At 65.0% G+C, this 24,667-nt stretch carries 22 protein-coding genes and 2 pseudogenes; 13 read left to right on the top strand and 11 right to left on the bottom strand.

What is annotated here, in order from left to right; all coding sequences use genetic code 11:
* Positions 1–138: 138 nt before the first annotated feature.
* From dapE to ABIB24_RS05275, 3 genes are read left to right on the top strand one after another with little or no spacing between them, the layout of a single operon-like run.
* Positions 139–1,290, top strand: a complete 1,152-nt coding sequence (dapE, locus tag ABIB24_RS05285) for a succinyl-diaminopimelate desuccinylase (RefSeq protein ID WP_354316185.1) — start codon at positions 139–141, stop codon at positions 1,288–1,290.
* Positions 1,290–2,102: a putative RNA methyltransferase gene (locus ABIB24_RS05280; RefSeq protein WP_025337963.1), complete on the top strand. Its 813-nt coding sequence runs from the start codon at positions 1,290–1,292 to the stop codon at positions 2,100–2,102. The genes dapE and ABIB24_RS05280 overlap by 1 nt, the downstream gene beginning before the upstream one ends.
* 17 nt (positions 2,103–2,119) lie before the next feature.
* Entirely contained in the window at positions 2,120–2,500 is a 381-nt protein-coding gene (locus ABIB24_RS05275) for a hypothetical protein (protein WP_039614802.1), read from the top strand.
* 153 nt (positions 2,501–2,653) lie between these two features.
* Here the strand turns inward: ABIB24_RS05275 and ABIB24_RS05270 are convergent, their stop codons facing one another.
* A complete protein-coding gene (locus ABIB24_RS05270) occupies positions 2,654–2,863 on the bottom strand; it encodes a cold-shock protein (protein WP_003252255.1) in 210 nt (69 codons plus the stop codon).
* A gap of 231 nt (positions 2,864–3,094) precedes the next feature.
* Here ABIB24_RS05270 and plsB point away from each other — a divergent pair, with 231 nt between their 5' ends.
* From plsB to ABIB24_RS05250, 4 genes and pseudogenes are all read left to right on the top strand, one after another.
* Positions 3,095–5,581: a glycerol-3-phosphate 1-O-acyltransferase PlsB gene (gene plsB / locus ABIB24_RS05265; protein ID WP_354316184.1), complete on the top strand. Its 2,487-nt coding sequence runs from the start codon at positions 3,095–3,097 to the stop codon at positions 5,579–5,581.
* A gap of 80 nt (positions 5,582–5,661) precedes the next feature.
* The gene (locus ABIB24_RS05260; protein WP_274079236.1) at positions 5,662–6,000 is read left to right on the top strand and encodes a YbaY family lipoprotein; all 339 of its coding nucleotides are present in this window, start codon (positions 5,662–5,664) and stop codon (positions 5,998–6,000) included.
* 227 nt (positions 6,001–6,227) lie between these two features.
* Positions 6,228–6,616: pseudogene (locus ABIB24_RS05255) on the top strand (YbaY family lipoprotein).
* A gap of 33 nt (positions 6,617–6,649) precedes the next feature.
* Positions 6,650–7,339 (top strand): DUF4197 domain-containing protein, encoded by a 690-nt coding sequence (locus tag ABIB24_RS05250; protein WP_025337957.1) that lies wholly within the window; start codon positions 6,650–6,652, stop codon positions 7,337–7,339.
* 127 nt (positions 7,340–7,466) lie between these two features.
* On the opposite strand, the gene ABIB24_RS05245 is transcribed toward ABIB24_RS05250, so the two are convergent.
* Together ABIB24_RS05245 and ABIB24_RS05240 are read right to left on the bottom strand one after the other, a co-directional pair.
* On the bottom strand, positions 7,467–10,532 hold the full coding sequence (locus ABIB24_RS05245) for an efflux RND transporter permease subunit (RefSeq protein ID WP_274079234.1): 3,066 nt from the start codon (positions 10,530–10,532) through the stop codon (positions 7,467–7,469).
* Positions 10,533–10,538: 6 nt separating this feature from the next.
* On the bottom strand, positions 10,539–11,639 hold the full coding sequence (locus ABIB24_RS05240) for an efflux RND transporter periplasmic adaptor subunit (protein WP_274079233.1): 1,101 nt from the start codon (positions 11,637–11,639) through the stop codon (positions 10,539–10,541).
* A gap of 96 nt (positions 11,640–11,735) precedes the next feature.
* Between ABIB24_RS05240 and ABIB24_RS05235 the strand changes: the two are divergent.
* Positions 11,736–12,139, top strand: a pseudogene (locus ABIB24_RS05235) (DUF5801 repeats-in-toxin domain-containing protein); the annotation flags it as partial.
* 337 nt (positions 12,140–12,476) lie between these two features.
* Positions 12,477–13,118 (top strand): TetR/AcrR family transcriptional regulator, encoded by a 642-nt coding sequence (locus ABIB24_RS05225; protein WP_137163125.1) that lies wholly within the window; start codon positions 12,477–12,479, stop codon positions 13,116–13,118.
* Between the two features lie 129 nt (positions 13,119–13,247).
* On the opposite strand, the gene ABIB24_RS05220 is transcribed toward ABIB24_RS05225, so the two are convergent.
* Positions 13,248–14,024, bottom strand: a complete 777-nt coding sequence (locus tag ABIB24_RS05220; RefSeq protein WP_025337951.1) for a class I SAM-dependent methyltransferase — start codon at positions 14,022–14,024, stop codon at positions 13,248–13,250.
* Positions 14,025–14,127: 103 nt separating this feature from the next.
* Here ABIB24_RS05220 and ABIB24_RS05215 point away from each other — a divergent pair, with 103 nt between their 5' ends.
* Complete coding sequence (locus ABIB24_RS05215) at positions 14,128–14,748, top strand: energy transducer TonB (RefSeq protein WP_137163124.1); 621 nt, start codon at positions 14,128–14,130, stop codon at positions 14,746–14,748.
* A 12-nt stretch (positions 14,749–14,760) separates the two neighbouring features.
* On the opposite strand, the gene ABIB24_RS05210 is transcribed toward ABIB24_RS05215, so the two are convergent.
* From ABIB24_RS05210 to ppc, 7 genes are all read right to left on the bottom strand, one after another.
* The gene (locus tag ABIB24_RS05210; RefSeq protein ID WP_354316183.1) at positions 14,761–15,450 is read right to left on the bottom strand and encodes an extensin-like domain-containing protein; all 690 of its coding nucleotides are present in this window, start codon (positions 15,448–15,450) and stop codon (positions 14,761–14,763) included.
* Positions 15,450–16,280, bottom strand: coding sequence for an isocitrate lyase/PEP mutase family protein (locus ABIB24_RS05205; RefSeq protein ID WP_289515077.1), 831 nt, complete (start codon positions 16,278–16,280; stop codon positions 15,450–15,452). The genes ABIB24_RS05210 and ABIB24_RS05205 overlap by 1 nt, the downstream gene beginning before the upstream one ends.
* Before the next feature lie 28 nt (positions 16,281–16,308).
* Positions 16,309–17,178: a DUF72 domain-containing protein gene (locus ABIB24_RS05200; protein ID WP_025337947.1), complete on the bottom strand. Its 870-nt coding sequence runs from the start codon at positions 17,176–17,178 to the stop codon at positions 16,309–16,311.
* Between the two features lie 3 nt (positions 17,179–17,181).
* Entirely contained in the window at positions 17,182–17,472 is a 291-nt protein-coding gene (locus tag ABIB24_RS05195) for a hypothetical protein (protein WP_025337946.1), read from the bottom strand.
* Positions 17,473–17,603: 131 nt separating this feature from the next.
* The gene (gene tsaB / locus ABIB24_RS05190; protein WP_274079231.1) at positions 17,604–18,278 is read right to left on the bottom strand and encodes a tRNA (adenosine(37)-N6)-threonylcarbamoyltransferase complex dimerization subunit type 1 TsaB; all 675 of its coding nucleotides are present in this window, start codon (positions 18,276–18,278) and stop codon (positions 17,604–17,606) included.
* 305 nt (positions 18,279–18,583) lie between these two features.
* Entirely contained in the window at positions 18,584–19,234 is a 651-nt protein-coding gene (gene adk / locus ABIB24_RS05185; RefSeq protein ID WP_003259830.1) for an adenylate kinase, read from the bottom strand.
* Between the two features lie 257 nt (positions 19,235–19,491).
* On the bottom strand, positions 19,492–22,119 hold the full coding sequence (gene ppc / locus ABIB24_RS05180) for a phosphoenolpyruvate carboxylase (RefSeq protein WP_274079230.1): 2,628 nt from the start codon (positions 22,117–22,119) through the stop codon (positions 19,492–19,494).
* Between the two features lie 282 nt (positions 22,120–22,401).
* On the opposite strand from ppc, the gene ABIB24_RS05175 reads away from it, so the two are divergent.
* From ABIB24_RS05175 to lptF, 3 genes are all read left to right on the top strand, one after another.
* Positions 22,402–22,743, top strand: a complete 342-nt coding sequence (locus ABIB24_RS05175) for a pilin assembly protein (protein ID WP_025337943.1) — start codon at positions 22,402–22,404, stop codon at positions 22,741–22,743.
* A 451-nt stretch (positions 22,744–23,194) separates the two neighbouring features.
* Positions 23,195–23,608, top strand: a complete 414-nt coding sequence (locus tag ABIB24_RS05170; RefSeq protein WP_274079229.1) for a DUF4398 domain-containing protein — start codon at positions 23,195–23,197, stop codon at positions 23,606–23,608.
* 50 nt (positions 23,609–23,658) lie between these two features.
* The gene (lptF, locus tag ABIB24_RS05165; RefSeq protein WP_025337942.1) at positions 23,659–24,450 is read left to right on the top strand and encodes a lipotoxin F family OmpA-related lipoprotein LptF; all 792 of its coding nucleotides are present in this window, start codon (positions 23,659–23,661) and stop codon (positions 24,448–24,450) included.
* The last annotated feature ends 217 nt before the right edge of the window (positions 24,451–24,667 follow it).

Below are 24,667 nucleotides of genomic sequence, written 5' to 3'. Positions count from 1 at the left end.
CCCGTCAGATATGGCGAGATCGCCTGTAGGAGCGGCCTTGTGTCGCGATGGGCCGCAAAGCGGCCCCATTGGCCTGACGGTTTGATATAAGATAACGCCCCTCAGATTTCCCCGCCTTGCCTTGCCCCGGAGTCCCCCATGACGGCCCCTGCCGAGCTCTCGCCTACCCTTCAACTGGCCTGCGACCTGATCCGCCGCCCCTCGGTCACCCCCGTCGACGCCGACTGCCAGGCGCAGATGATGAACCGCCTGGGCGCCGTGGGCTTCCAGCTCGAGCCGATGCGCTTCGAGGACGTCGACAATTTCTGGGCCACCCACGGCAGCCAGAATGGCCCGGTGCTGTGTTTTGCCGGCCACACCGACGTGGTACCGACCGGCCCGGTGCAGCAATGGCAGCATGAGCCGTTCGAAGCGCTGATCGACGCCGACGGCATGCTCTGCGGCCGTGGCGCCGCCGACATGAAAGGCAGCCTGGCCTCCATGGTGATTGCCAGCGAGCGCTTCGTGCAGGACTACCCGGGCCACCGCGGCAAGGTCGCGTTCCTGATCACCAGCGACGAGGAAGGCCCGGCCCACCATGGCACCAAGGCCGTGGTCGAGCGCCTGAAAGCACGCAACGAGCGCCTGGACTGGTGCATCGTCGGCGAACCCTCCAGCACCACCCTGCTGGGTGACGTGGTCAAGAACGGCCGCCGTGGCTCGCTGGGCGCCAAGCTGACCGTGCGCGGCAAGCAGGGCCATGTGGCCTACCCGCACCTGGCGCGCAACCCGATCCACCTGGCCGCACCGGCCCTGGCGGAACTGGCGGCCGAGCACTGGGACGAAGGCAATGCGTTCTTCCCCCCGACCAGTTTCCAGATCTCCAACCTCAACTCCGGCACCGGCGCCACCAACGTGGTCCCGGGCGAGCTGACCGCACTGTTCAACTTCCGCTTCTCCACCGAGTCGACCGTCGAAGGCCTGCAGGCGCGGGTGTCGGCGATCCTCGACAAGCATGAACTGGACTGGTCGATCGACTGGGCACTGTCGGGTCTGCCGTTCCTCACCGAACCGGGCGAACTGCTGGACGCCGTCTCGGCCAGCATCAAAGGCGTCACCGGCCGCGACACCCAGCCGTCCACCAGCGGCGGTACTTCCGATGGCCGCTTCATCGCCACCATGGGCACCCAGGTGGTCGAGCTCGGCCCGGTCAACGCCACCATCCACCAGGTGGATGAGCGGATCCTGGCCAGCGACCTCGACCTGCTGACCGAAATCTATTACCAGACCCTGGTCCGGTTGCTCGCCTGATGCTCGCCTGCCCTCTTTGCCAGGCACCGCTGAGCCGGCTCGACAACGGTGTGGTGTGCCCGGCCGGCCACCGCTTCGACCGCGCCCGCCAGGGTTACCTGAACCTGCTGCCGGTGCAGCACAAGAACAGCCGCGACCCGGGTGACAACCAGGCCATGGTCGAAGCCCGCCGCGATTTCCTCGACGCCGGCCACTACGCGCCGGTGGCGCGCCGCCTGGCCGAGCTGGCCGCCGAGCGCCAGCCCGGTGCCTGGCTGGACATCGGCTGTGGCGAGGGTTACTACACCGCGCAGATCGCCCAGGCCCTGCCGGCTGCCGACGGCTACGCCCTGGACATCTCCCGTGAGGCGGTCAAGCGTGCCTGCCGCCGCGCGCCCGAGGTTACCTGGATGGTCGCCAGCATGGCCCGCGTGCCGCTGGCCGACGCCAGCTGCCAGTTCATCGCCAGCGTGTTCAGCCCGCTGGACTGGGCCGAGGCCAAGCGCCTGCTCAGCCCCGGCGGCGGCTTGATGCGGGTCGGCCCCACCAGCGGCCACCTGATGGAGCTGCGCGAAGTGCTCTACGATGAAGTACGCCCGTACGCCGACGACAAACACCTGGCCCTGGTCCCAGAAGGCATGGCCCATGCCCACAGCGAAACCCTGGAGTTCCGCCTGAGCCTGGCCGCGCCCAAGGCCCGCGCCGACCTGCTGGCCATGACCCCGCACGGCTGGCGCGCCAGTGCCGAAAAGCGTGCCCGGGTGATCGACCAGCCCGAGCCGTTCGAGGTCACGGTTTCCATGCGTTATGACTATTTCGTGCGCCAAGACTGAGCACACCCGGAGCCCTTATGCGCCAACCTGATATCGAGATCTACCTGAAGGACGCCGACGTCGACCACAAGCAGATTGCCGAGTGGCTCGCCCAGGCAATCGGCCCATGCAGCGAATGGAAGCAGAAAGGCCATACCTTCAAATGCCAGGCCGGTAACATTCCGGTCACCTGGTTACCCAAGGCTGTAGGGAAATGGAACAGCCTGTACCTGGAAAGCGACCAGACGCCGTGGGCCGATGACGTTGCCTGCGCCCGCGCCGCATTCGCCGCACTGGGCGTGGAAGTGCGCTGCGCGCCAGGTGGCTGGGTGGAGGAAGATGGGGAAGAAGATGCCGACCGCTGGGTCCGCATCAGCGCCGACGGTGAAGAGGAAATCACCTGGCGCACCGGAGGTTGATTCCTGTAGGAGCGGCCTTGTGTCGCGAAGGGCCGCAAAGCGGCCCCCTGACAATGGCGGCACGGCACCTGTTGCCGGGGCCGCTACGCAGCCCTTTCGCGACACAAGGCCGCTCCTACACAGGCCGCGTCAGCCGGCCATTACAGCAGAGGCTCAGAGGCCTACCACGTCCTCGGCTTGCAGGCCTTTCTGGCCCTGCACGCAGGCGTATTCCACCCGCTGTCCTTCGACCAGGGTACGATGCCCCTCACCGCGGATCGCCCGATAGTGGACGAATACATCCGCACCACCTTCGCGCTGAATGAAGCCATAACCCTTGGCATCGTTGAACCACTTTACATTCCCAGTCTCACGAGACGACATCTGAACTACTCCGGATTTTTATTGTGAAGATCGCCTTGCAGACACAGAGTCCCTCCCTGTGTCGACGCCGCTTGCGCAAATATCTTGCAAGTGGCAGGCCGAGTATATGACACAGAACAAAAAAATTTGATGACCGTCGCGCCGTTCGGCGATTTTTGCTGAACTTGCGCGGATACGGCAGACTAATTGGCTGGATACCCACCTGAAAACCACACCCAGGGCACACACCCCATGACCCGTTCCCCCCTGCGCCGCCTGATCTTCGGCGCCCTGCGTCGCCTGTTGTACCTGTGGGTGCGCTCCGAGACCATCAACCAGTCCTCCCTCACCCTCAAGCTCGACCGCAGCCGCCCGGTGTTCTATGCCCTGCCCTCGCCCGCGCTCACCGACCTGGCCGTGCTCGACCATGAATGCACCAAGGCAGGCCTGCCGCGCCCGGTGCTGCCGGTGGCGGTTGGCCCGCTGCAGGAACCGGCGGCATTCTTCTACCTGACCCCGGACCCGGACTGGCTCGGCCGCCATGACAAGCGCGGCGCCCCGCCTACCCTGGAGCGCCTGGTCGCCGCCATCAGCCAGCATGCCGAAGAGGATGCGCAGATCATTCCGGTCAGTGTGTTCTGGGGCCAGACCCCGGCAAGTGAATCCAGCCCGTGGAAGTTGCTGTTCGCCGACAGCTGGGCGGTTACCGGGCGCCTGCGCCGGTTGCTGACCGTGCTGATCCTCGGGCGCAAGACCCGGGTGCAGTTCTCCGCGCCCATCCACCTGCGCGAACTGGTACAGCACAACAAAGGCCACGAGCGCACCGTGCGCATGGCCCAGCGCCTGATGCGCGTGCACTTTCGCAACCTCAAGACCGCCGTCATCGGCCCGGACATCTCGCACCGGCGCAACCTGGTCAAGGGCTTGATCCACGCGCCCCAGGTGCGCCAGGCCATCGTCGATGAGGCGCAGCGCGAAAACCTGCCGCTGGCCAAGGCCGAAGCCCAGGCTCTGCGCTATGGCAACGAAATCGCCTCGGACTACACCTACACCGCCATCCGCTTCCTCGAAGTGGTGCTGAGCTGGTTCTGGAACAAGATCTACGACGGCATCAAGGTCAACCACATCGAGCAGGTGCAAGGCATCGCCCCCGGCCACGAAGTGATCTATGTGCCGTGCCACCGCAGCCATATCGACTACCTGCTGCTGTCGTACCTGCTGTTCCGCAACGGCCTGACACCGCCGCACGTGGCCGCGGGCATCAACCTCAACATGCCGCTGGTGGGTAACCTGCTGCGCCGTGGCGGTGCCTTCTTCATGCGCCGCACGTTCAAGGGCAACCCGCTGTACACCGCGGTGTTCAACGAGTACCTGCACACCCTGTACACCAAGGGCTTCCCGGTCGAGTACTTCGTCGAAGGCGGCCGCTCGCGCACCGGGCGCATGCTGCAGCCGCGCACCGGGATGCTGGCCATTACCCTGCGCAGCTTCCTGCGTTCGTCGCGCACGCCGATCGTGTTCGTGCCGGTGTACATCGGCTACGAGCGCGTGCTCGAAGGCCGCACCTACCTGGGCGAGCTGCGCGGTGCCAGCAAGAAGAAAGAGTCGATCTTCGATATCTTCAAGGTGTTCGGCGCGCTCAAGCAGCGCTTTGGCCAGGTATACGTGAACTTCGGCGAGCCGATCCGCCTGGCCGGTTTCCTCGACCAGCAACAGCCCGGCTGGCGTGAACAGGACCACGGCCCGCAGTACCGCCCGGCCTGGCTCAACGCCACCACCACCCGCCTGGGCGAAACCGTGGCCCGACACCTCAACGAGGCGGCCGCGATCAACCCGGTCAACCTGGTGGCCCTGGCGCTGCTGTCCACCAGCCGCCTGGCCCTGGACGAGCGCGCCCTGACCCGCGTGCTCGACCTGTACCTGGCCTTGCTGCGCCAGGTGCCCTACTCACCGCACACCACCCTGCCGGACGGCGACGGCCAGGCGCTGATCGAACACGTGCGCGGGATGAACCTGGTGGCCGAGCAGAAGGACGCCCTGGGCCGCATCCTGTACCTGGATGAAGGCAACGCGGTACTCATGACCTATTACCGCAACAACGTGCTGCACATCTTCGCCCTGCCGGCGCTGCTGGCCAGCTTCTTCCTCAGCAGTTCGCGCATGAGCCGCGAACTGCTGGGCCAGTATGTGCACGCGCTGTACCCCTACCTGCAGGCCGAACTGTTCCTGCGCTGGACGCCGGAGCAACTGGATGCGGTGATCGACCAGTGGCTGACCGCACTGGTCGAGCAAGGGCTGCTGCGCCAGGACAACGACACCTACATTCGCCCGGCACCCAGCTCGCGGCAGTTCGTGTTGCTGACCCTGCTCGCCCGCACCATCACCCAGACCCTGCAGCGTTTCTACATGGCCACCTCGCTGCTGCTGAACAGCGGCCAGAACAGCCTCAGCGCCGAAGAACTGGAAGACCTGTGCGTGATGATGGCCCAGCGCCTGTCGATCCTGCACGGCCTGAACGCCCCGGAGTTCTTCGACAAGACCTTGTTCCGCCACTTCATCCAGACCCTGCTCGAGCAAGGCGTGCTGCATGCAGATGCCCAGGGCAAGCTGGGTTATCACGACAAGCTCGGCGAGCTGGCCGAAGGCGTGGCCAAGCGCGTGCTGTCGGCGGAGCTGCGCCTCTCGATCCGCCAGGTGGCATTGCACCAAGATGAGCCTGTGGAGATTATGCAAAGGTAGTTTTTCAGGCTGCTCTCGGCCCTTGGGAGGGATCAGGATCACGGCGCTACTTCAAGCCCATCCCTCTCAGGAGCACCAACATGACTCAAATGAAGACGCTGAACGTTGAAATCGTTTCCTCAGGCGATAACACGCTCGCACCGTCCGGCCTGGTTGAATTGAAGCTGATCGATATTTCGAAGGCAGATGCGCGCTCCATCAGCCTTGCCGAGTTGCGTCTGCGCTGTGGCGGCCTGATGCCGATCAATCTGCCGCTGACGTTTGATACCAGCCTTATCGACCCACGCCGCAGCTATGCCCTCGCCGCGCGCATCGAGATAGACGGCCAGCTGCGCTACATCAACACCAGCCGTCACTCGATAGAACCAGCCACGGTATCGGGCATACAACGGGTAACTGTCGACCCGGTTGCCACCTGAAACGCTCTCCTGTCGGTGCCGCCCTGTGGACTACACAGGGCGGCCTCGCCGTTTCAAGCGTTGCCAACTGGATGCAATCAGCCTGCGACCGCCGCGCCGCAGCTGAATATTACGCTTTGCCTTGCTCTCCCACTCTTTGTCGCATCTTCATCAAGGACCCACCAGAAGAAATCCGCTAAAGTCCCTGGGGTTGGCCACAAGCCAACGCCAAGGACTTCGGAGATACCATGAAAAAGCTCTTTCTGCTGTGTTGCGCATCCTTGCTCGCAGCCTGTTCCAGCCACAACCCGTCCAACCAGGCCAGCCTGGATGGCACCTGCAGCGCAGCGCCCTGCCACCTGCCGCCACCCTCAGCGTGGAACTGCAGGACGTCTCGCTGATGGACGCCCCGGCGGTGACCCTGGCCCGCCAGGCCGGCCCGGTCAAAGGCAACGTACCGCTGCCGTTCCACCTCACCTACGACCCGGCCCAGGTCAAGCCCGGCCACCGCTATGCGGTAAGCGCGCGCATCGAGCTGGACGGCAAGCTGCTGTTCATCAACACCGAACACCACGGCGTCATGCTCGACGGCAGTGACCCACAGCCCGTGCGGATCAAGGTCGATCCGGTTCGCTGATACCCGTATTCATCTGTCTACAAGGAAAGCTTCATGATCCGCACTTCCCTGCGTTTCACCACCCTGTGCGCCGGCCTGCTGCTGTCGGCCAGTGCCCTGGCCCTGTCGCTGGGCGACCTGACCCAGAAAGACGCCACCGGCGGCCTGAAGGATGCCCTGACCCAAGGCGCACAACTGGCCGTCAAGCAGCTGAGCACCCCGGGCGGCTTCAGCAACAACCCGGATGTGCGCATCGAACTGCCAGGCAACCTGGGCAAGGCCGCCAAGGCGATGAAGATGTTCGGCAAGGGTGAACAGGTCGAAGCCCTGGAAACCAGCATGAACAAGGCCGCCGAGGCTGCCGTGCCGCAGGCCCAGGCGATTCTGGTAGATGCCGTGAAGAACATGAGCGTGACCGATGCCAAGGGCATCCTCAGCGGCGGTGACGACTCGGCTACCCAGTACCTGAACAAGAGCAGCCGCGAGCAGATCCGCGCCAAGTTCCTGCCGATCGTCAAGCAGGCTACCGACAAGGTTGGCCTGGCTCAGCAGTACAACAACTTTGCCGGGCAGGCCGTGGCGTTGGGTGTGGTCGATGCCAAGAGCGCCAGCATCGAGAACTACGTGACTGAAAAGGCACTGGATGGCCTGTTCGAAATGATTGCCAAGCAGGAGCAGAGCATTCGCCAGAACCCGGCTGAAGCGGCTACCAGCCTGGCCAAGAAGGTCTTCGGCGCCCTCTGATGGCCCTGGGGGCTGCTTTGCAGCCCATCGCGACACAAGGCCGCTCCCACATTGATCGGCGAATGCAGGACCTTTGTGGGAGCGGCCTTGTGTCGCGATAGGAGGGCAAAGCCCTCCCCTGCGACGTTCAGCCCTTCTTCACCCTGAACCAGGCCGCATACAAAGCCGGCAAGAACAGCAGGGTTAGCACCGTGGCCACGATCAACCCGCCCATGATCGCCACCGCCATTGGCCCGTAGAACACACTGCGCGACAACGGAATCATCGCCAGCACCGCAGCCAGTGCTGTCAGCACGATCGGGCGGAAGCGCCGCACCGTGGCTTCGATGATCGCCTGCCAGCGCTCCAGCCCCGCCGCGATGTCCTGCTCGATCTGGTCCACCAGGATCACCGAGTTGCGCATGATCATCCCCGCCAGGGCAATGGTGCCAAGCATGGCGACAAAGCCGAACGGCTGGCGGAACACCAGCAGGAACAGGGTCACGCCAATCAGCCCCAGCGGCGCGGTGAGGAACACCATCACCGTGCGCGAGAAGCTGCGCAGCTGGATCATCAGCAAGCTCAGCACCACCACCACGAACAGCGGCATGCCGGCATTCACCGACTTCTGCCCGCGCTCGGAGTCCTCCACCGTGCCGCCCACTTCCAGCAAATAGCCATCCGGCAGCTTGGCGCGGATGTCATGCAGGGTCGGCTCGATTTGCTTCACCAGCGTCGCCGGCTGCTCCTTGTCGTAGATATCGGCGCGCACGGTCACCGTCGGCAAGCGGTTACGGTGCCAGATGATGCCTTCCTCGAAGCCGTACTCCAGGGTCGCAACCTGCGACAGCGCCACGCTCTGGTCATTGTCGGTCGGCAATGCCAGGCTGCCGAGGTTGCCCAGCTCGTTGCGTTCCTGGCGGGTGCCGCGCAGCAGGATCTCGATCAGCTCGTTGTCCTCGCGGTACTGGCTGACCGTGGTGCCGGTCAGCGAGCTTTGCAGGAAGCTCGACAGGTGCGCGGTGCTCACGCCCAGGGCGCGGGCGCGGTCCTGGTCGATCTCAAGGAACACCGCCTTGCTCGGCTCCTCCCAGTCCAGGTGAACGTTAACCACATGCGGGTTCTGGCGCACCTTGTCGGCCACCTCGCGGGCCAGCGCACGGGCCTTCTCGATGTGCTCGCCAGTCACTCGGAACTGCACCGGGTAACCCACGGGCGGGCCGTTTTCCAGGCGGGTGACCCGGGCACGCAGGTCGGGGAACTGCTGGTCCATGGTGCTGATCAGCCAGTTGCGCAGGCGCTCGCGGTCTTCCATCGACTTGGCCAGTACCACGAACTGGGCGAAGCTGGCCGCAGGCAGCTGCTGGTCCAGCGGCAGGTAGAAACGCGGCGAACCGGTGCCCACATAGGCCACGTAGTTGTCGATACCCTCCTGCTGCTTGAGCAACGCCTCCAGTTGCTTGACCCGCTCGGCGGTGTTGGTCAGCGAGGCACCCTCGGCCAGTTTCAGGTCGACCATCAGTTCCGGCCGCCCGGAGGCCGGGAAGAACTGCTGGGGCACGAAGCGGAACAGCAGGATACTGCCGACAAAGGCGGCAATGGTCAGCAGGATCACCGTCTTGCGCCGCCGCACGCACCACTCCACCACACGCCGTACACGCTGGTAGAACGGTGTGGCGTAAGGGTCTGGCGCGTGGCCATCCTTGCCATGGCGCGCGGCATGCAGCCTGGCCAGGTCCGGCAGCAGGCGCTCGCCCAGGTAAGGCACGAATACCACGGCGGCCACCCAGGAGGTCAGCAAGGCGATGGTCACCACCTGGAAGATCGAACGGGTGTATTCGCCCGTACTGGAGGCTGCCGTGGCAATGGGCAGGAAGCCCGCCGCCGTGATCAGGGTGCCGGTGAGCATCGGGAAGGCGGTGCTGCTCCAGGCGTAGCTGGCCGCCTTGAGGCGGTCGTAGCCCTGCTCCATCTTGATCGCCATCATCTCCACGGCAATGATCGCGTCATCGACCAGCAAGCCCAGGGCCAGCACCAGCGCGCCAAGGGATATCTTGTGCAGGCCGATGCCGAAGTAGTGCATGGCGGCGAAGGTCATGGCCAGCACCAGCGGGATGGCCAGCGCCACCACCAGCCCCGTGCGCAGGCCCAGCGAGAAGAAGCTCACCAGCAGCACGATGACCAGCGCCTCGACCAGCACCTGGACAAACTCGCCCACGCCAGCCTTGACCGCCGCCGGCTGGTCCGAGACCTTGCGCAGCTCCATGCCGGCCGGCAGGCTGCGCGCCAGGCGCTCGAACTCGCTTTCCAATGCCTTGCCCAGCACCAGAATGTCGCCGCCGTCCTTCATCGACACCGCCAGGCCAATGGCATCCTCGCCCATGAAGCGCATGCGCGGTGCGGGCGGGTCGTTGAAGCCGCGGTGCACCTCGGCCACATCGCCGATACGGAAGGTGCGGTCACCCACGCGGATGGGGAACTGGCGAATCTGCTCTACGCTGTCGAAGCGCCCGCTCACCCGCAGTTGCAGGCGCTCGCTGGGCGTTTCGAAGAAGCCGGCGGTGCTGACCGCATTCTGCTCCTGCAGGGCCTGCTGCACGGCCTCCAGCGGCACGCCGAGGGTGGCCAGCTTGAGGTTGGACAGCTCGATCCAGATTTTCTCGTCCTGCAGGCCGATCAGCTCGACCTTGCCCACGTCCTTGACCCGCTGCAACTGGATCTGGATACGGTCGGCATAGTCCTTGAGCACCGCGTAGTCGAAGCCCTCACCCGTCAGCGCATAGATATTGCCGAAGGTAGTGCCGAACTCGTCATTGAAGAACGGGCCCTGGATTTCCGGCGGCAAGGTGTGGCGGATGTCCGCGACCTTCTTGCGGATCTGGTACCACAGCTCGGGGATGTCCTTGGAATGCAGCGAGTCGCGGGCCATGAAGGTGACCTGCGATTCGCCCGGGCGAGAGAACGACACGATCCGCTCGTACTCGCCGGTTTCCATCAGCTTCTTCTCGATACGCTCGGTGACCTGGCGCGACACTTCCTCGGCAGTGGCACCGGGCCACAGGGTACGGATGACCATGGCCTTGAAAGTGAACGGCGGGTCCTCGCTCTGGCCGAGTTTGGTGTAGGACATGGCGCCAATGGCCGCCAGCAGGATCATCAGGAACAGGACGATCTGGCGGTTGCGCAGCGCCCAGGCAGAAAGGTTGAAACCCATCGGGACTTACTCCTTGGCCGTCAGGTTCACTACGCGGTTGGTACGGTCCACGGGGCGTATCTCCTGGCCCTCGCGTAATACATGGCCACCCGCGGCGACTACCCAGTCGCCGGGAGCGAGGCCTTCGAGCACGGGCACGCTGTCGGCGCCGTAGGGCCCCAGGCGCACCACTGCCCGCTCCAGGCGGCTGTCCTTGTTGACCCGCCAGACGTAGGCCTGGCCGTTTTCCGCAGTGACTGCCGACAGCGGCACCGCCAGCGGGATCAGCCCTTCGTGGGCGATGAACACCCGGGCGCTCTGGCCCAGCTCCGCCGGCGTGGCGGCCGTGGTAAAGGCGATGCGGGCAGCAAAGGTGCGCGAACGCGGGTCGGCGGCCGGTGACAACTCGCGGATACGCCCCTGAAAGCGCTCTTGCGGGTGCGACCACAACTCCACGCTCACCGGCTGGCCCACGGCGAAGCGGGCGAACTGCTGCTCCGGCAGGCCGATGGCCACTTCCCGCTCGCCATCGGCGGCCAGGGTGAACACGGTCTGCCCTGCGGCGACCACCTGGCCCACTTCCACCTGGCGCTTGGCAATCACCCCGGCCTGGGGTGCGCGCAGCACAGCATATTCAGCCTGGTTGCCAGCCACGTCGAACTCGGCCTTGGCCTGTTTCAGCCGGGCCAGGCCGGCGCGGTAGAGGTTTTCGGCGTTGTCGAACTGGGAATGGCTGACCATCTGCCGGTCCAGCAGCTTCTGGTAGCGATCGCGCTCGGCGCGCACCAGCGACAGGTTGGCCTCGGCGGCCGCCAGCTGGGCACGGTTGGCTTCCAGTTGCAGGCGCACATCCTGCGGGTCCAGCTCGGCCAGCGGCTGGTCGGCCTTGACCCGCTGCCCTTCCTCGACCAGGCGTTTGCTGACCTTGCCGCTAATGCGGAAAGCCAGTTCCGGCTCGAAGCGCGCCCGCACTTCGCCGGGGTAACTGTCGGCAGCGGCTTCGGCCGGCTGCGGCTGCACCACCAGCGCCGGGCGCGGCGCTGCAGGTGGGGCGGCTTCCTGGCCGCACGCCGCCAGCAACAGCACGGCAGCGGCGGACAGAGCGATGGACAAGGCATGGCGCAACATGATGAATCCTTTCGCGGAGGGCACATTCAATATTTGTACTGGAGAGTATATTAAATCAGGCAACGGATGCCGGGAAGAGGCGGCAAGATCTAGACGGTGGAATACCAGCCGCTGAAGCACCCGAACACGGGCAATCCTGACGATGCCGTCAATCTGCTGAACAAGGTGTTCATCGGCATCGCCGCCAACTTCACCTCGGCCTTCGGCAACGATGGTGCCGGTACGCTCACCTATGCCCTGCGCGTCGTGACGAGCGCCTCTGGCCTGACCGACACGGCCACCGGCTCGGCAGTCAACCTGTCGCTCAATGGCGCCGTGGTGGAAGGCCGTTCGCCATCGGCAACCATCTGGTGTTCACCGTAAGCGTCGCCAGCAACGGTTCCGTTACCCTCGACCAGCTTCGCGCCATCGTGCACCCCGACACCAGTAACCCCGATGACTCGAAGATCCTGACCGCCAACAACCTGGTGACCTTGACTGCGACCAAGACCGACGGAGATCGTGTTCTTCTCCGCCAAAGCACTCGCCTCGACGGCGAATCCTCGACCAGTACGATGCCAAGCACGCCCTCCTCGATGGCCTGGGCAACGGGGACGGTCTCGTACACCCCCTTGAGCACCAGCACTTTCATTCCGCCAGTGCGCGCGAGTTCGGCAACTACCCCGAGCGGGTCCAGCGCATCTGGAACCCGTCAATTTTTCGCCATGCGTTGGGCTTTTGCTGCACTCGATCTCCTACCTCACTGTCGATCAGCTTTTCGCTGACAAACAGCAGGTTTTGCCCGCAGGCTTTAGCCGGATGGCGCCTGACCCGTTAAGATGGTGTTTCTTCAACCAGATGCAGACCACAATGTCCAACGACGCCCCCATCGGCCCGGGCCGGCCCAAGGATCTGGCCAAACGCGAGGCGATTCTCGAAGCAGCCAAGGCCCTGTTCCTCAGCCTTGGCTACGCCAACACCAGCATGGATGCGGTCGCTGCGGCGGCAGGTGTTTCAAAGCTCACCGTATACAGCCACTTCACCGACAAGCAGACGCTTTTCGGCTCGGCGGTCATGGCAACCTGCCAGATCCAGTTGCCCGACCTGCTGTTCGAGTACCCCGAGGGGGCGCCGGTGGAAGAGGTGCTGCTGACCATTGCCCGTGGCTTCCAGGCGCTGATCAGCAGCGATGAAGCGGTCAAGCTCAGCCGCCTGATCATGGCCCAGGGCAGCCTGGACCCGAGCTTTGGCGAGTACTTCTACGAAGCCGGGCCCAAGCGCGTGCTGGCGGGGATGGAAGCATTGCTGCGCGGGGCGCACGAGCGCGGGCTGCTGCGCATCGACAACCCGCTGCGTGCGGCGGAGCACTTCTTCTGCCTGGTCAAGGGCGCACCGGATTACCGATTGCTGCTGGGGTGCGCGGGGCCGCTGGAGGGGGATGAGGCCGAAGCGCATGTGCGCGAGGTGGTTGGGGTGTTCTTGCGGGCGTTCCAGCCCTGATATCAGGCTGCCTGTGCGGGCCTCTTCGCGGGTAAACCCGCTCCCACAGGGTCGATGTGATCTTGAAGTTTGTACAGCACCTGTGGGAGCGGGTTTACCCGCGAAGAGGCCCGAACAGGCATAGCCAAATCAGGCCTTCAGTGCCTTCTTCGGGTAAATGTCATACCGGCTCGACTTGCCCTCCAGGCTGTGGCTCGGCTTCGGCCCGTCGATGATCGGCGCCTTGCGCGGCCGCTTCACCACCACCCGGTGGCTGGCCAGCGCCAGGGCAGCTTCGAGCAGGGCCGGGGCATCCAGGTCATCACCCACCAAGGGCCGGAACACACGCATTTCCTTCTTCACCAGCGCACTCTTGTCCCGGTGCGGGAACATCGGGTCGAGGTAGATCACCTGTGGCGCCTCGCCTTCCCAGGCGCGCATGCGCTCGATGGCGTTGCCGGTCAGCAGGCGCATGCGCCCCACGATCGGCCCCACCTCTTCATCCGACCGCGCCCGCGCCAGGCCATCCTCCAGCAACGCGGCAATCAGCGGCTGGCGTTCGATCAGGGTCATCTGGCAGCCCAGGCTGGCCAGCACGAACGCGTCCTTGCCCAGCCCGGCGGTGGCATCCAGCACCTGCGGACGCACGCCTTGGGCAATGCCCACCGCCTTGGCGATCATCTGCCCGTTGCCACCACCGAACATGCGCCGGTGCGCGGCCTGGCCTTCGACAAAGTCGACCCGCACCGGCCCCGGGGCCTGCGGGCCCAATTGCTGGATCTGCAAGCCATCAACGCCCACCTGCACGGCAAACCCGGCAGCATCGTCCTGCAGCGGCAACTCAAGGCGCTGTGCCCACGCAGCAGCTTGCGCCTCGAATTCAGCCGACAGCGCCTCGACCCGGATACCTGTGCCCTGCTCTTCCATCATTCACACCTAGAAATTGAACCCAGCCGTTAATGTATCGGCTACTTCGGCCGATACAGGCAATATCCCGCTATTCTGCCAGAGCACAACGCGCGCGACTGCCATGTCAGATACTCTTCCCATCGGCTTGACCTACCTGTCGCCTGTCGGCAACTACAGTCAGCACAACACCCAGGCACTCGGGGGCGTCAGCCACCTGTGGCAGGATTTCTTTGCCCGGGCCATGGCCGAGCAGCAGGAAGAGCCGGTAGACAGCGTCAGCCAGTCGTTCGTGCAATACGACCAGAGCAGCGGCGAGCCGATCGGCGGCGCCCGTGCGCTGGCCCTGATCGACGCCCAGCGTGCCTGCCCGGTACACGACACCGAGGTGGCACCGCCCGAGCCACTGTTCCTGCCCAAGGCAGAACTCGAAGCCAACCTGCTGCCGCCCGCCCCCGAGCCGTTCAGCGCAGTCGAGTTGATCGAGCAACAGCGCCAGCTCGACATCAGCAACAGCTGGCTACGCCCGGTAGTGATGAGCCAAGGTCACCCGATTGCCGAACCCGGCCCCGGCCCTACCCCGCGCTCGCTGTTCCTGCCGATCGCCGAGTTCGAGACCAACCTGCTGGACCCGGCGCCCGAACCGTTCGATGACGCCACCCTGGCCAAGCAACAGAACGACCTGGAGTTCGACATCCACTGGGCACGCCCGGTGGTGCTGAACAACGTGCGCGCCCACGCCTGAACGCGCCCACGCTCAACGACAGATCTGCCAGCGGCCCATGTCCACATGAAAGTGGTTGTGGTGTGCAGCGTTGTAGTCCGGCCCCAGTACCGTGCTGAAGCTGTCACAGGCCGCCTGCTGCACCTGGCGAAGGAATTCCGCTTTTTGCCCGCCCGCCTGCCAGTCCCGCGCAAGGACGATGCGCTGGCCGTCCTGCAGGCGAAAGCCACTGATGTCCAAGGCATCGGCCGTGGCGTGCTGGCTCAACCGGCCCTGCTTGCGGTGGTAGACATTGCGGCAGGCAAAACTGCCCAGGTGGTCGACCTGAGCCACTGGCTGCCCCAACACCCGTTGCGCCACAGGCTGCAGGCCATGGTTTTCGAACAGTGCATACGCCACTGCCAACGGACAACTGGCCAGGAAGCTGCCGCCGAGCCACGCCTGACCACCGTCGATACGCCATACGTTCCGCAATGGGCAGTCGGCAGCAGCCGAACTGTCGGCTTGTGCCCGGTAGCGCAGCTGGCTGGTTTGAAGTGCCAGGCGACACAGCATCGGGTCATCACGAAGGCGGGACAGCTTGTAGGGGGTCAGCAGGTTGGGGGGCTGACGCACGTCCAGCGGCGCCCACGGGTTCCACGCGGCGGGCAGCCGCCAACCCAGGTGCCAGGCCAGCCCCGCAAGCAACGACAGGCCTGCCAGCAACGCCAGCACGGCCCTCATCAGCGGCGGAACAGGTCGTTGAGTTGGGCGAACGGCAGCGCCTGCTCACCGTAGCCGAAGGTGCCCTCATCGCGAATCTCCAGCGCGGCCCGATGGAAGGCCCCCAACGCGGCACGGGCAAGCGACGAGCCGACGCTGATGCGGCGTACACCCAGGTCCTGCAACTGGTTGACGCTCAGCTGCACGCCCGCCATGCCCATCAGCACATTCACCGGCCGCGGCGCGACGGCCTGCACCACCGCGCGGATTTCCTCGACAGTACGCAGCCCGGGCGCGTAGAGCACATCGGCACCGGCCTCGGCATAGGCCTGCAGGCGCAGGATGGTGTCGTCCAGGTCCATGCGCCCGTGCAGCAGGTTCTCTGCCCGGGCGCACAGGGTGAACGGGAACGGCAGGCTGCGTGCGGCCTGCACGGCTGCGCGCACACGCTCTACTGCCAGCCCGAAATCATAGATCGGCGTATCGCTGTGACCACTGGCATCCTCGATAGAGCCACCCACCAAGCCGACTTCGGCGGCCCGCAGAATGGTCTGGGCGCAATCTTCGGGCAGGTCGCCAAAGCCGTTCTCCAGGTCAGCGGCCACCGGCAAGGGGGTAGCGTCGACAATCTCGCCAGCATTATCGAGGGTATCGTCCAGGCTCAAGGCGCCTTCGGCGTCCGGACGGCCCAGGCTGAAAGCCAGGCCTGCACTGGTGGTGGCCAGCGCCTCGAAGCCCAGGCTGGCCAGCAACTTGGCCGAGCCGGCATCCCACGGGTTGGGGATGACGAAGGCGCTGTCACGCTCGTGCAGGGCCTTGAAGGCTTCGGCTCGCAGGGTTTGCACATCCATGGTTCAACCTCCGGCAGTCAGGGAAAGGTCAGAGTAGCCCCAGTTGTTCGACCTCGGGGGTGCGCGGCAATTCCGGCAACGCGGCAAGGCCCGGCAGGCGCTGCATCAGGCGTTGGTGAAAGCGCTGGGCCAATGCCGCTGCCAGGCGGTTGTCCGAGGTGTGCAGGAAGATGTAGGGGTTGCGGCCTTCCTCGATCCAGGCGGCGACCTTGTCCACCCAGGGGGTAAGAAAGGCCTCGTTGGCCTCCAGCTGCGGGTGGCCGATGAAGCGCACCTGCGGGTGCTGGCTGAAGGCTGCCGGGCGTGGCGGTACCTTGGGCTTCTTCGCCTGCGCATGCAGCACGGCGGAGTCACGGGAGGTGCAGCTGAACAAGGCACGCGGGTCGAGGCAGATACGTTCCACGCCACGCTCATGCAGCAGGCGGTTGAGCAACCGCTCTTCTTCACCCTTGGCGAAGAAGGCCTGGTTGCGCACCTCCACGGCCACCGGCACTCCGACTTCGTCAAGGAAGTGGCAAAGCTCGCCCAGCCGTGCGGGGCTGAACTGGGCCGGCAACTGTAGCCAGTACGGCGCTACGCGCTGGCCCAGCGGGGCCATCAGGCGGGTGAAGTCAAAGGCCGGTTCCAGCTGATCGCGCAGGTCGCCTTCATGGCTGATGTCCCGGGGGAACTTGGCAGTGAAGCGGAAGTGTTCGGGCATGATCTGCGCCCAGCGCGCAATGGTGCCGGGTGCGGGACGTGCGTAGAAAGTGGTATTGCCCTCGACGGCGTTGAACACCTGGCTGTAGTAGCCGAGCATTTCACTGCTGTTGGCGTCGGCGGGATACAGGTAGTCGCGCCAGGCGTTTTCGCTCCAGGACGGGCAACCGAGAAAATAAGGCAGTGGTGATGGACTCATCCACTAAATGTACAGGTCGAGCCCCAGTACTTCCATGTCCCAGTCGGTAAAACCGGCGGTGCTCAGGTAGCTGGCCAATGCGGTAGCGGTGCGGCGGTCACGGGCGCGGGGGAAGATCATGTCCTGCTGGCGGGCTGGCAGGCCACCGCTGCGACGGCGGGCGGTGGCTTCCTGAGGGGCGGTTTCGACCTCCTCGATCACCTCGGCATCATCGATGGCCTCGTCACGCACCGCCGCCTTGCGTGGGGTGCGCTTGATCGGGTAGGACTGCGATGAGAAACCGTCGATACGCATGGCATGAGCACTCAGAACCAATGATGGCAATTTAGCAGCATCAGGGTTCCATCGCTAATGCTCGAGTGATAACTGGACCACAGATCACGCAAAAGGTTTTAGTGTCATCGGCGATAACCGACGAACAACACTCAGCGCTTCTTGGGTGTCGCTACATTATCGCGCAGGTAGACCGGTTGCGCCTGTTCGGCAGCGATTGCCTCGCCGCGTGCCCAGGCAAAGCTGGCCAGGCTGAGGATGTCCAGGGCGTTGGGCAAGGCACTGGCATTGCTGGCTGCCACCTGCACCGCCAGGCGCTCGGCATAGCCCCAACCGGTACCGGCACCGAACCACTCGCCAGCGCTGCCCGCCGGCAGCGCCACCTGCTCGGGCGGCAGCACTGCCTCCTGGCCGACCAGGCGCATTTCGCCTTCGGTGGCCTGGTAGCAGCCCCAATACACTTCATCCATGCGCGCATCAATGGCGGCCGCCACATGCTGCACGCCGTGCTCGCGCAACGCGCCCTGGGCCAGTGCGGCCAGGTTGGACACCGGCAAAACCGGGCGCTCCAGGGCGAAGGCCAGGCCCTGGACCACACCGATGGCAATGCGCACACCGGTGAATGCGCCCGGGCCACGGCCAAAGGCGATGGCATCCAGCGCATTCAGCGCCACGCCGGACTCGGCCAGCAGCTGCTTGATCATCGGCAGCAGCTTCTGGGCATGCATGCGCGGGATCACCTCGTAATGGCTGGTTACCTTGCCGTCATGCAGCAGTGCGACGGAACAGGCTTCGGTGGCGGTATCCAGGGCCAGGAGGGTGGTCATCGAACGGGTATCCAGGTACTAGGGGGAAAAGAGCGGCAGTATAGAGCAGCGGCGGCGTTGTGTCCCGAAGGGGCAGCCGTACGGCCATTGCCCGCTCGGCTGGCGCGGTCCCTGTAGGAGCGGCCTTGTGTCGCGATGGGCCGCAAAGCGGCCCCTGCAATTTTCGCGGCGAAGCTGAGTTTTTGGGGCCGCTGCGCGCCCCATCGCGACACAAGGCCGCTCCTACAGGGATCGCATGTGGCAACAGGGCCACAAACGACAACGGCCCGCAAGCGGGCCGTTGTCGAGGTGCGTCAGGCGCTGGATCAGCTCAGGGCTGCCAGGACCTTGGCGGTGATGGCTTCGACCGAGCCGACGCCTTCGATGTGGCTGTACTTCGGCTTGCCGGCATTGGCGGCGGACAGCTTCTGGTAGAAGTCCACCAGCGGCTTGGTCTGGCTGTGGTAGACCGACAGGCGATGGCGAACGGTTTCTTCCTTGTCGTCATCACGCTGGATCAGGTCTTCACCCGTCTCGTCGTCCTTGCCTTCCACTTTCGGCGGGTTGTACTGAATGTGGTAGGTGCGGCCCGAGGCCAGGTGCACGCGGCGGCCAGCCATGCGGCCGACGATTTCCTCGTCGTCCACGGCGATTTCCACCACGGCGTCGATGTCGACACCGGCAGCTACCATGGCTTCGGCTTGCGGAATGGTACGTGGGAAGCCGTCGAACAGGCAGCCCTTGGCGCAATCAGGCTGGGCGATGCGCTCCTTGACCAGGCTGATGATCAACTCGTCGGAGACCAGCTGGCCGGCATCCATGACTTTCTTCAGTTCCAGGCCCAGCGGGGTACCGGCCTTGACGGCGGCACGCAGCATGTCACCGGTGGAAATCTGGGGGATACCGAACTTTTCGGTGATGAACTTTGCCTGAGTACCTTTACCGGCCCCGGGAGCTCCCAGCAGAATTACGCGCATCTCGTGCTCCTCAAATTTTTTTATGAAATTCAATGGATTCGGCGACCAGGGCCAAGTCCGGAAAATCGGGTATGACCATAAATCGGTCAGAAGGCTGCTCAAGATACACAGCGCCCGGCAGCCAGACAAGCGTCCCAAAGTTGCAGGAATGCGCCACCTACGGCTGGCCCGGCAGGCGGTTGCGCCCGGCGCAACCACCCTCTTCGCCCACTTGCACGCCCCGCACGGCACCTGCCCTGTGCGCCCCGGGCCTACCCTCAGCCGGTGTTGCGCAGGCCGGCTGCAATACCCGCCACTGTCACCAGCAAGGCCTGCTCCAACGGGCTGTCCAGAGCGGCTTCGCGGCTGCGCGAGCGGGCCAGCAACTCGGCCTGCAGGCGGTGCAACGGGTCCAGGTAGGTATTGCGCAGGCTGATGAATTCCAGCGTCTCGGGGCTGTGCGCCAGTAGCACCGGCTGCCCGGTAAGGCCCAGTACCACCTGGCACGACTGCGACAATAGGTCGCGCAGGTGCGCACCCAAAGGCAGCAGGTGCGGTTGCACTAGACGTTCGTCGTAGGCCTCGGCGATCTGCGCATCGGCCTTGGCCAGCACCATCTCGAGCATGTCGATGCGGGTGCGGAAGAACGGCCATTGCTCGCGCATCTGCGCCAGCAGTTCACCCTGGCCACGGGCCAGGGCATTGTTCAATGCCGTTTCCCAGCCAAGCCAGGCCGGCAGCATCAGACGGGTCTGGGTCCAGCCGAAGATCCACGGAATGGCCCGCAGGCTTTCGATGCCACCGGCGCGGCGCTTGGCCGGGCGGCTGCCCAGCGGCAGGCGCCCCAGTTCCTGCTCCGGGGTGGACTGGCGGAAGTACTCGACGAAATCGGGGTTCTCCCGCACCACGCCGCGGTAAGCCTTGACGCCATCGGCGGCCAGTTGGTCCATCACCTCGCGCCAGGCCGGCTGCGGTGGTGGCGGTGGCAACAAGGTGGCTTCCAGCACCGCAGCCAGGTACAGGTTCAGGTTCTGCTCGGCGATACCCGGCAAGCCGAACTTGAAGCGGATCATCTCGCCCTGCTCGGTGGTGCGGAAGCGCCCCGCCACCGACCCCGGTGGCTGCGACAGGATCGCCGCGTGGGCCGGGCCGCCGCCGCGGCCTACCGTGCCGCCACGGCCGTGGAACAGCAGCAACTCGACCTGGTGCTCGGCGCAGATACGCACCAGGTTTTCCTGGGCCCGGTACTGCGCCCAGGCCGCTGCCGTGGTACCGGCATCCTTGGCCGAGTCGGAATAGCCGATCATCACTTCCTGCGGGCCGCGCAGGTTGGCGCGGTAGCCTGGCAGGCCGAGCAGGCGCTGCATCACCGGGCCGGCATTGTCGAGGTCGGCCAGGGTCTCGAACAGCGGCACCACGCGCATGGGGCGAGTCAGGCCGGCCTCCTTCAACAGCAGCTGCACCGCCAGCACATCCGAGGCAGCACCGGCCATGGAGATGACGTAGGAGCCCAGCGAGGCGGCTGGTGCAGCGGCAATTTCTCGGCAGGTGGCCAGTACCTCGGCGGTATCGGCCTGCGGCTTGAAGTGCGCGGGCAGCAGTGGCCGGCGGTTTTTCAGCTCGGCCTGGAGGAACTCGATGCGCTGCTCTTCATCCCAGTCGGCATAGCGCCCCAGGCCCAGGTAGTCGGTAATCTCGCTCAACGCATCACGGTGGCGGGCGGCGTCCTGGCGCACGTCCAGGCGGACCAGGAACAGGCCGAAGGTCACGGCGCGGCGCAGGCAGTCGAGCAACGGGCCTTCGGCGATCACACCCATGCCGCAGGCGTGCAGTGACTGGTAGCACAGCTCCAGCGGCGCGATCAGGTCGCGGTTGTCCACCAGCACCTCGGCACTGGCCGGCTGGCTGCTGGTCAATGCCGAATGCGCCCAGGCGCGCGTCGCCCGCAGGCGATCGCGCAGTTGCTTGAGCAGCGAACGGTAGGGTTCGGCACTGTCGCCGACCCGCTCGCGCAGGGCATCGTCGGCCTGCTGCATGGACAACTCGGACGCCAGCGCATCGATGTCGCGCAGGAACAGGTCGGCAGCCATCCAGCGCGCCAGCAGCAGGACTTCGCGGGTGACCGCTGCGGTCACGTTGGGGTTGCCATCACGGTCACCGCCCATCCACGAGGCGAAGCGGATCGGCGCCGCCTCCAGCGGCAGGCGCAGGCCGGTAGCCTCCAGCAGGGCCTTGTCGACCTTGCGCAAGTGGCTGGGGATGGCGTGCCACAGCGAATGCTCGATCACCGCAAAGCCCCACTTGGCTTCGTCCACCGGCGTCGGTCGGGTGCGGCGGATTTCTTCGGTGTGCCAGGCCTCGGCGATCAGCCGGCGCAGGCGCTCGCGCACCTGCTGGCGTTCGCCCGGGGTCAGGTCGCGGTGGTCCTGGGCTGCCAGTTGGCCGGCGATGGCGTCGTACTTCTGGATCAGGGTGCGGCGGGCCACTTCGGTGGGGTGAGCGGTGAGCACCAGCTGGATGTCGAGCTTGGCCAATTGCCGGGCCAGGGCATCATTGCTGTGCCCGGCCTGCTTCAGGCGCGCCAGCAGCTCGGGCAGCACCCGGGCCTCGAACGGCTCGGGCTGGTCGGCGTCGCGGCGGCGGATCAACTGGTACTGCTCGGCCATGTTGGCCAGGTTAAGGAACTGGTTGAAGGCCCTGGCCACGGGCAGCAAGTCTTCATCAGCCAGGTCCGCCAGGGTCGAGCTCAGTTGCTCGCCGGCAACCCGACGGTCGGCCTTGGCACTGTGGCGGATGTCCTCGATCTTCTGCAGGAACGCCTCGCCATGCTGCTGGCGAATGGTGTCGCCGAGCAGCTCACCCAACACATGGACATCTTCACGCAAACGCACATCGATATCGGTCATTGGCCCTCTCTCCGGCGCGGCTCTGGCGCATTGCATCCCTTTTCAGCCTTTACGCGAGCCCCTGTGGGAGCGGGTTCACCCGCGAAGCATCCAGCGCGGTGCCTGGCACCGGCTGCGCCGGTGTTCGCGGGTGAACCCGCTCCCACAGGGGTGCGCGGTATTCGCCTCAAGAGTGCCCACAGCCAGGCGCCGATGGCAAGCCGTGATCGGCCAAAGCAAACTAAAGTGAAAGCACGACACTCCCATGCATTGCAGCCCTTTCAGGCGTCAATAGAGGTCATCATGAAAATCCGTGAACTCGCCCAGCACTGGGAACAGAATGCCGCCGGTACCCTCAGCCCCACGGGCCATGTCCTGCATCTGGACCTTGAGTCCGAAGCGCGCCTGGCCGCGCTGATCGACATGTACCCCAAGCGCACCGCCGAGGAACTGCTCGGTGAGCTGGTCGCGGCAGCCCTCGAGGAACTGGAAGCCAGCTTCCCCTATGTGCAAGGCCGCCAGGTCATTGCCACCGACGAGGAAGGCGACCCGCTGTACGAGGACATCGGTCCTACTCCGCGCTTTCTGTCACTTTCGCGACAGCATCTGCACGCGCTGAGCAACCCTGGGGCCGATAGCGAATAGCGAAGGTGTAGGTCATAAGTTTTGTAGCGCCCGGGAGATCGAGCGCCGCCCGCGCGGCGCTTCGCAGCGCAAGGCTGCTCCTACATCTGTTTCGGGCCAGTAACGCCTGTGCCAGTGCACGCGACCGCCTTTTTCGTACAACGCAATATCGAGCCATGCGCCAAAGCGTTCGCGCACAGACCTCACAGGAATAATTGGCCCGAAACAAATGTAGGAGCAGCCTTGCGCTGCGAAGCGCCGCGCGGGCGGCGCTCGATCTCCCAGGCGCCACAAACCCCAAACATGATCAAATTTTTCTGAACTATCCGAAAAACGCGCCAGTCACAGCCAATAGCCATCACGCTAAAACCCTGCACACCTGCCGTTGTGCACCGTTGAGCTGAAGCGCGTGCACGTGTCAGGGAACGAGCGATGGACTGCTACGGACAACGTCGTAAACAGGAGTGATCCAATGGAACTGACCACCAAGAACACCCGCATCTACAAACCCTCATCCACTCATGTACGCGGGTTCAAGCTGGCAGCGCTGGCCCTGGGCAGCAGCCTGATCCTGGCCGGCTGTGCGGGCAACCCGCCCACCGAGCAGTATGCAGTCACCCAGTCCGCCGTGAACTCCGCCGTCAGCGCTGGCGGCACCGAGTTCGCCGCCGTGGAAATGAAAGCGGCACAGGACAAGTTCAAGCAGGCCGAGATCGCCATGCATGACAAGAAATACGACGACGCCAGGCGCCTGGCCGAACAGGCCGAGTGGGACGCCCGCCTCGCCGAACGCAAGGCCCAGGCGGCCAAGGCCCAGAAGGCCGTGCAGGATGCCCGCCAGGGCGTTCAGGACGTACGTGAGGAAGGCCTGCGCAGCGCTCAGTGAGCCCTGCCCCGCCCACCTCGGCCTTCGCACACGATCAAAGGATGAACACTATGCGCAACTACGTCATGATTCCCGCCCTGCTGGCCCTGAGCGTCGGCCTTGCTGCCTGCTCGCACGACCCTAACGCCAACCTCGAATCGGCCCGCACCAACTTCTCCTCGCTGCAGAGCGACCCGCAATCGAGCAAGGTTGCCGCACTGGAGACCAAGGACGCCCAGGACTGGCTGAACAAGGCCGACAAGGCCTACATGGACCGTGAAGACGAGAAGAAGGTCGACCAGTTGGCCTACCTGACCAACCAGCGCGTCGAAGTGGCCAAGCAGACCATCGCCCTGCGCACAGCCGAAGGCGAACTGAAGAACGCCTCGGCCCAGCGCGCCCAGGCCAAGCTGGACGCCCGCGACGCACAGATCGCCAAGCTGCAGGACAGCCTCAACGCCAAGCAGACCGACCGCGGCACGCTGGTCACCTTCGGTGACGTGCTGTTCGACTTCAACAAAGCCGAACTCAAGAGCAACGCCTACCCGAACGTCACCAAGCTGGCGCAGTTCCTCCAGGAAAACCCGGAACGCAAGGTGATCGTCGAGGGTTACACCGACAGCGTCGGCTCGGCCAACTACAACCAGGGCCTGTCGGAGCGCCGCGCCAACAGCGTGCGCATGGCACTGGTACGTGCCGGCGTCGACCCGGCGCGCATCGTCGCCCAGGGCTATGGCAAGGAGTACCCGGTAGCGGACAACTCGAGCAATTCGGGGCGTGCGCAGAACCGTCGGGTGGAGGTGACCATCTCCAACGACAACCAGCCGGTGGCGCCGCGCTCGGTGAGCCAGGTACAGCAGTAAGGCTGGCTAGCTGAACTGACAAGCCCCGCGATCGAAGCGGGGCTTTCTTTTGCCTGTTCCGGCCTCTTCGCGGGCACGCCCGCTCCCACAGGTACGGCGCCCGTTTCGAGCTTTGCGCGATCCCTGTGGGAGCGGGCGTGCCCGCGAAGAGGCCAGTTCAGGCAGCAGATATCTTGAGCTTTGCACAGTCCCTGTGGGAGCGGCTTCAGCCGCGAAA

Source organism: Pseudomonas sp. UYEF17 (assembly GCF_040546125.1).
In the GTDB taxonomy this organism is placed as follows: domain Bacteria; phylum Pseudomonadota; class Gammaproteobacteria; order Pseudomonadales; family Pseudomonadaceae; genus Aquipseudomonas; species Aquipseudomonas putida_Z.
This window is presented reverse-complemented; position numbering and strand designations above follow the sequence as displayed.

Bases quoted from the DNA above. Each gene is read 5' to 3' on its own strand.
- ABIB24_RS05275 (WP_039614802.1), top strand. From the start codon at position 2,120: ATGCGCCAACCTGATATCGAGATCTACCTGAAGGACGCCGACGTCGAC.
- ABIB24_RS05200 (WP_025337947.1), bottom strand. From the start codon at position 17,178: ATGAGTCCATCACCACTGCCTTATTTTCTCGGTTGCCCGTCCTGGAGC.
- tsaB (WP_274079231.1), bottom strand. From the start codon at position 18,278: ATGACCACCCTCCTGGCCCTGGATACCGCCACCGAAGCCTGTTCCGTC.
- adk (WP_003259830.1), bottom strand. From the start codon at position 19,234: ATGCGCGTAATTCTGCTGGGAGCTCCCGGGGCCGGTAAAGGTACTCAG.
- ABIB24_RS05270 (WP_003252255.1), bottom strand. From the start codon at position 2,863: ATGTCGTCTCGTGAGACTGGGAATGTAAAGTGGTTCAACGATGCCAAG.
- dapE (WP_354316185.1), top strand. From the start codon at position 139: ATGACGGCCCCTGCCGAGCTCTCGCCTACCCTTCAACTGGCCTGCGAC.
- ABIB24_RS05250 (WP_025337957.1), top strand. From the start codon at position 6,650: ATGATCCGCACTTCCCTGCGTTTCACCACCCTGTGCGCCGGCCTGCTG.
- ABIB24_RS05215 (WP_137163124.1), top strand. From the start codon at position 14,128: ATGTCAGATACTCTTCCCATCGGCTTGACCTACCTGTCGCCTGTCGGC.
- ABIB24_RS05195 (WP_025337946.1), bottom strand. From the start codon at position 17,472: ATGCGTATCGACGGTTTCTCATCGCAGTCCTACCCGATCAAGCGCACC.
- ABIB24_RS05240 (WP_274079233.1), bottom strand. From the start codon at position 11,639: ATGTTGCGCCATGCCTTGTCCATCGCTCTGTCCGCCGCTGCCGTGCTG.
- ABIB24_RS05245 (WP_274079234.1), bottom strand. From the start codon at position 10,532: ATGGGTTTCAACCTTTCTGCCTGGGCGCTGCGCAACCGCCAGATCGTC.
- ABIB24_RS05260 (WP_274079236.1), top strand. From the start codon at position 5,662: ATGACTCAAATGAAGACGCTGAACGTTGAAATCGTTTCCTCAGGCGAT.
- ABIB24_RS05170 (WP_274079229.1), top strand. From the start codon at position 23,195: ATGGAACTGACCACCAAGAACACCCGCATCTACAAACCCTCATCCACT.
- ABIB24_RS05210 (WP_354316183.1), bottom strand. From the start codon at position 15,450: ATGAGGGCCGTGCTGGCGTTGCTGGCAGGCCTGTCGTTGCTTGCGGGG.
- ABIB24_RS05175 (WP_025337943.1), top strand. From the start codon at position 22,402: ATGAAAATCCGTGAACTCGCCCAGCACTGGGAACAGAATGCCGCCGGT.
- lptF (WP_025337942.1), top strand. From the start codon at position 23,659: ATGCGCAACTACGTCATGATTCCCGCCCTGCTGGCCCTGAGCGTCGGC.
- plsB (WP_354316184.1), top strand. From the start codon at position 3,095: ATGACCCGTTCCCCCCTGCGCCGCCTGATCTTCGGCGCCCTGCGTCGC.
- ABIB24_RS05205 (WP_289515077.1), bottom strand. From the start codon at position 16,280: ATGGATGTGCAAACCCTGCGAGCCGAAGCCTTCAAGGCCCTGCACGAG.
- ppc (WP_274079230.1), bottom strand. From the start codon at position 22,119: ATGACCGATATCGATGTGCGTTTGCGTGAAGATGTCCATGTGTTGGGT.
- ABIB24_RS05225 (WP_137163125.1), top strand. From the start codon at position 12,477: ATGCAGACCACAATGTCCAACGACGCCCCCATCGGCCCGGGCCGGCCC.
- ABIB24_RS05280 (WP_025337963.1), top strand. From the start codon at position 1,290: ATGCTCGCCTGCCCTCTTTGCCAGGCACCGCTGAGCCGGCTCGACAAC.
- ABIB24_RS05220 (WP_025337951.1), bottom strand. From the start codon at position 14,024: ATGGAAGAGCAGGGCACAGGTATCCGGGTCGAGGCGCTGTCGGCTGAA.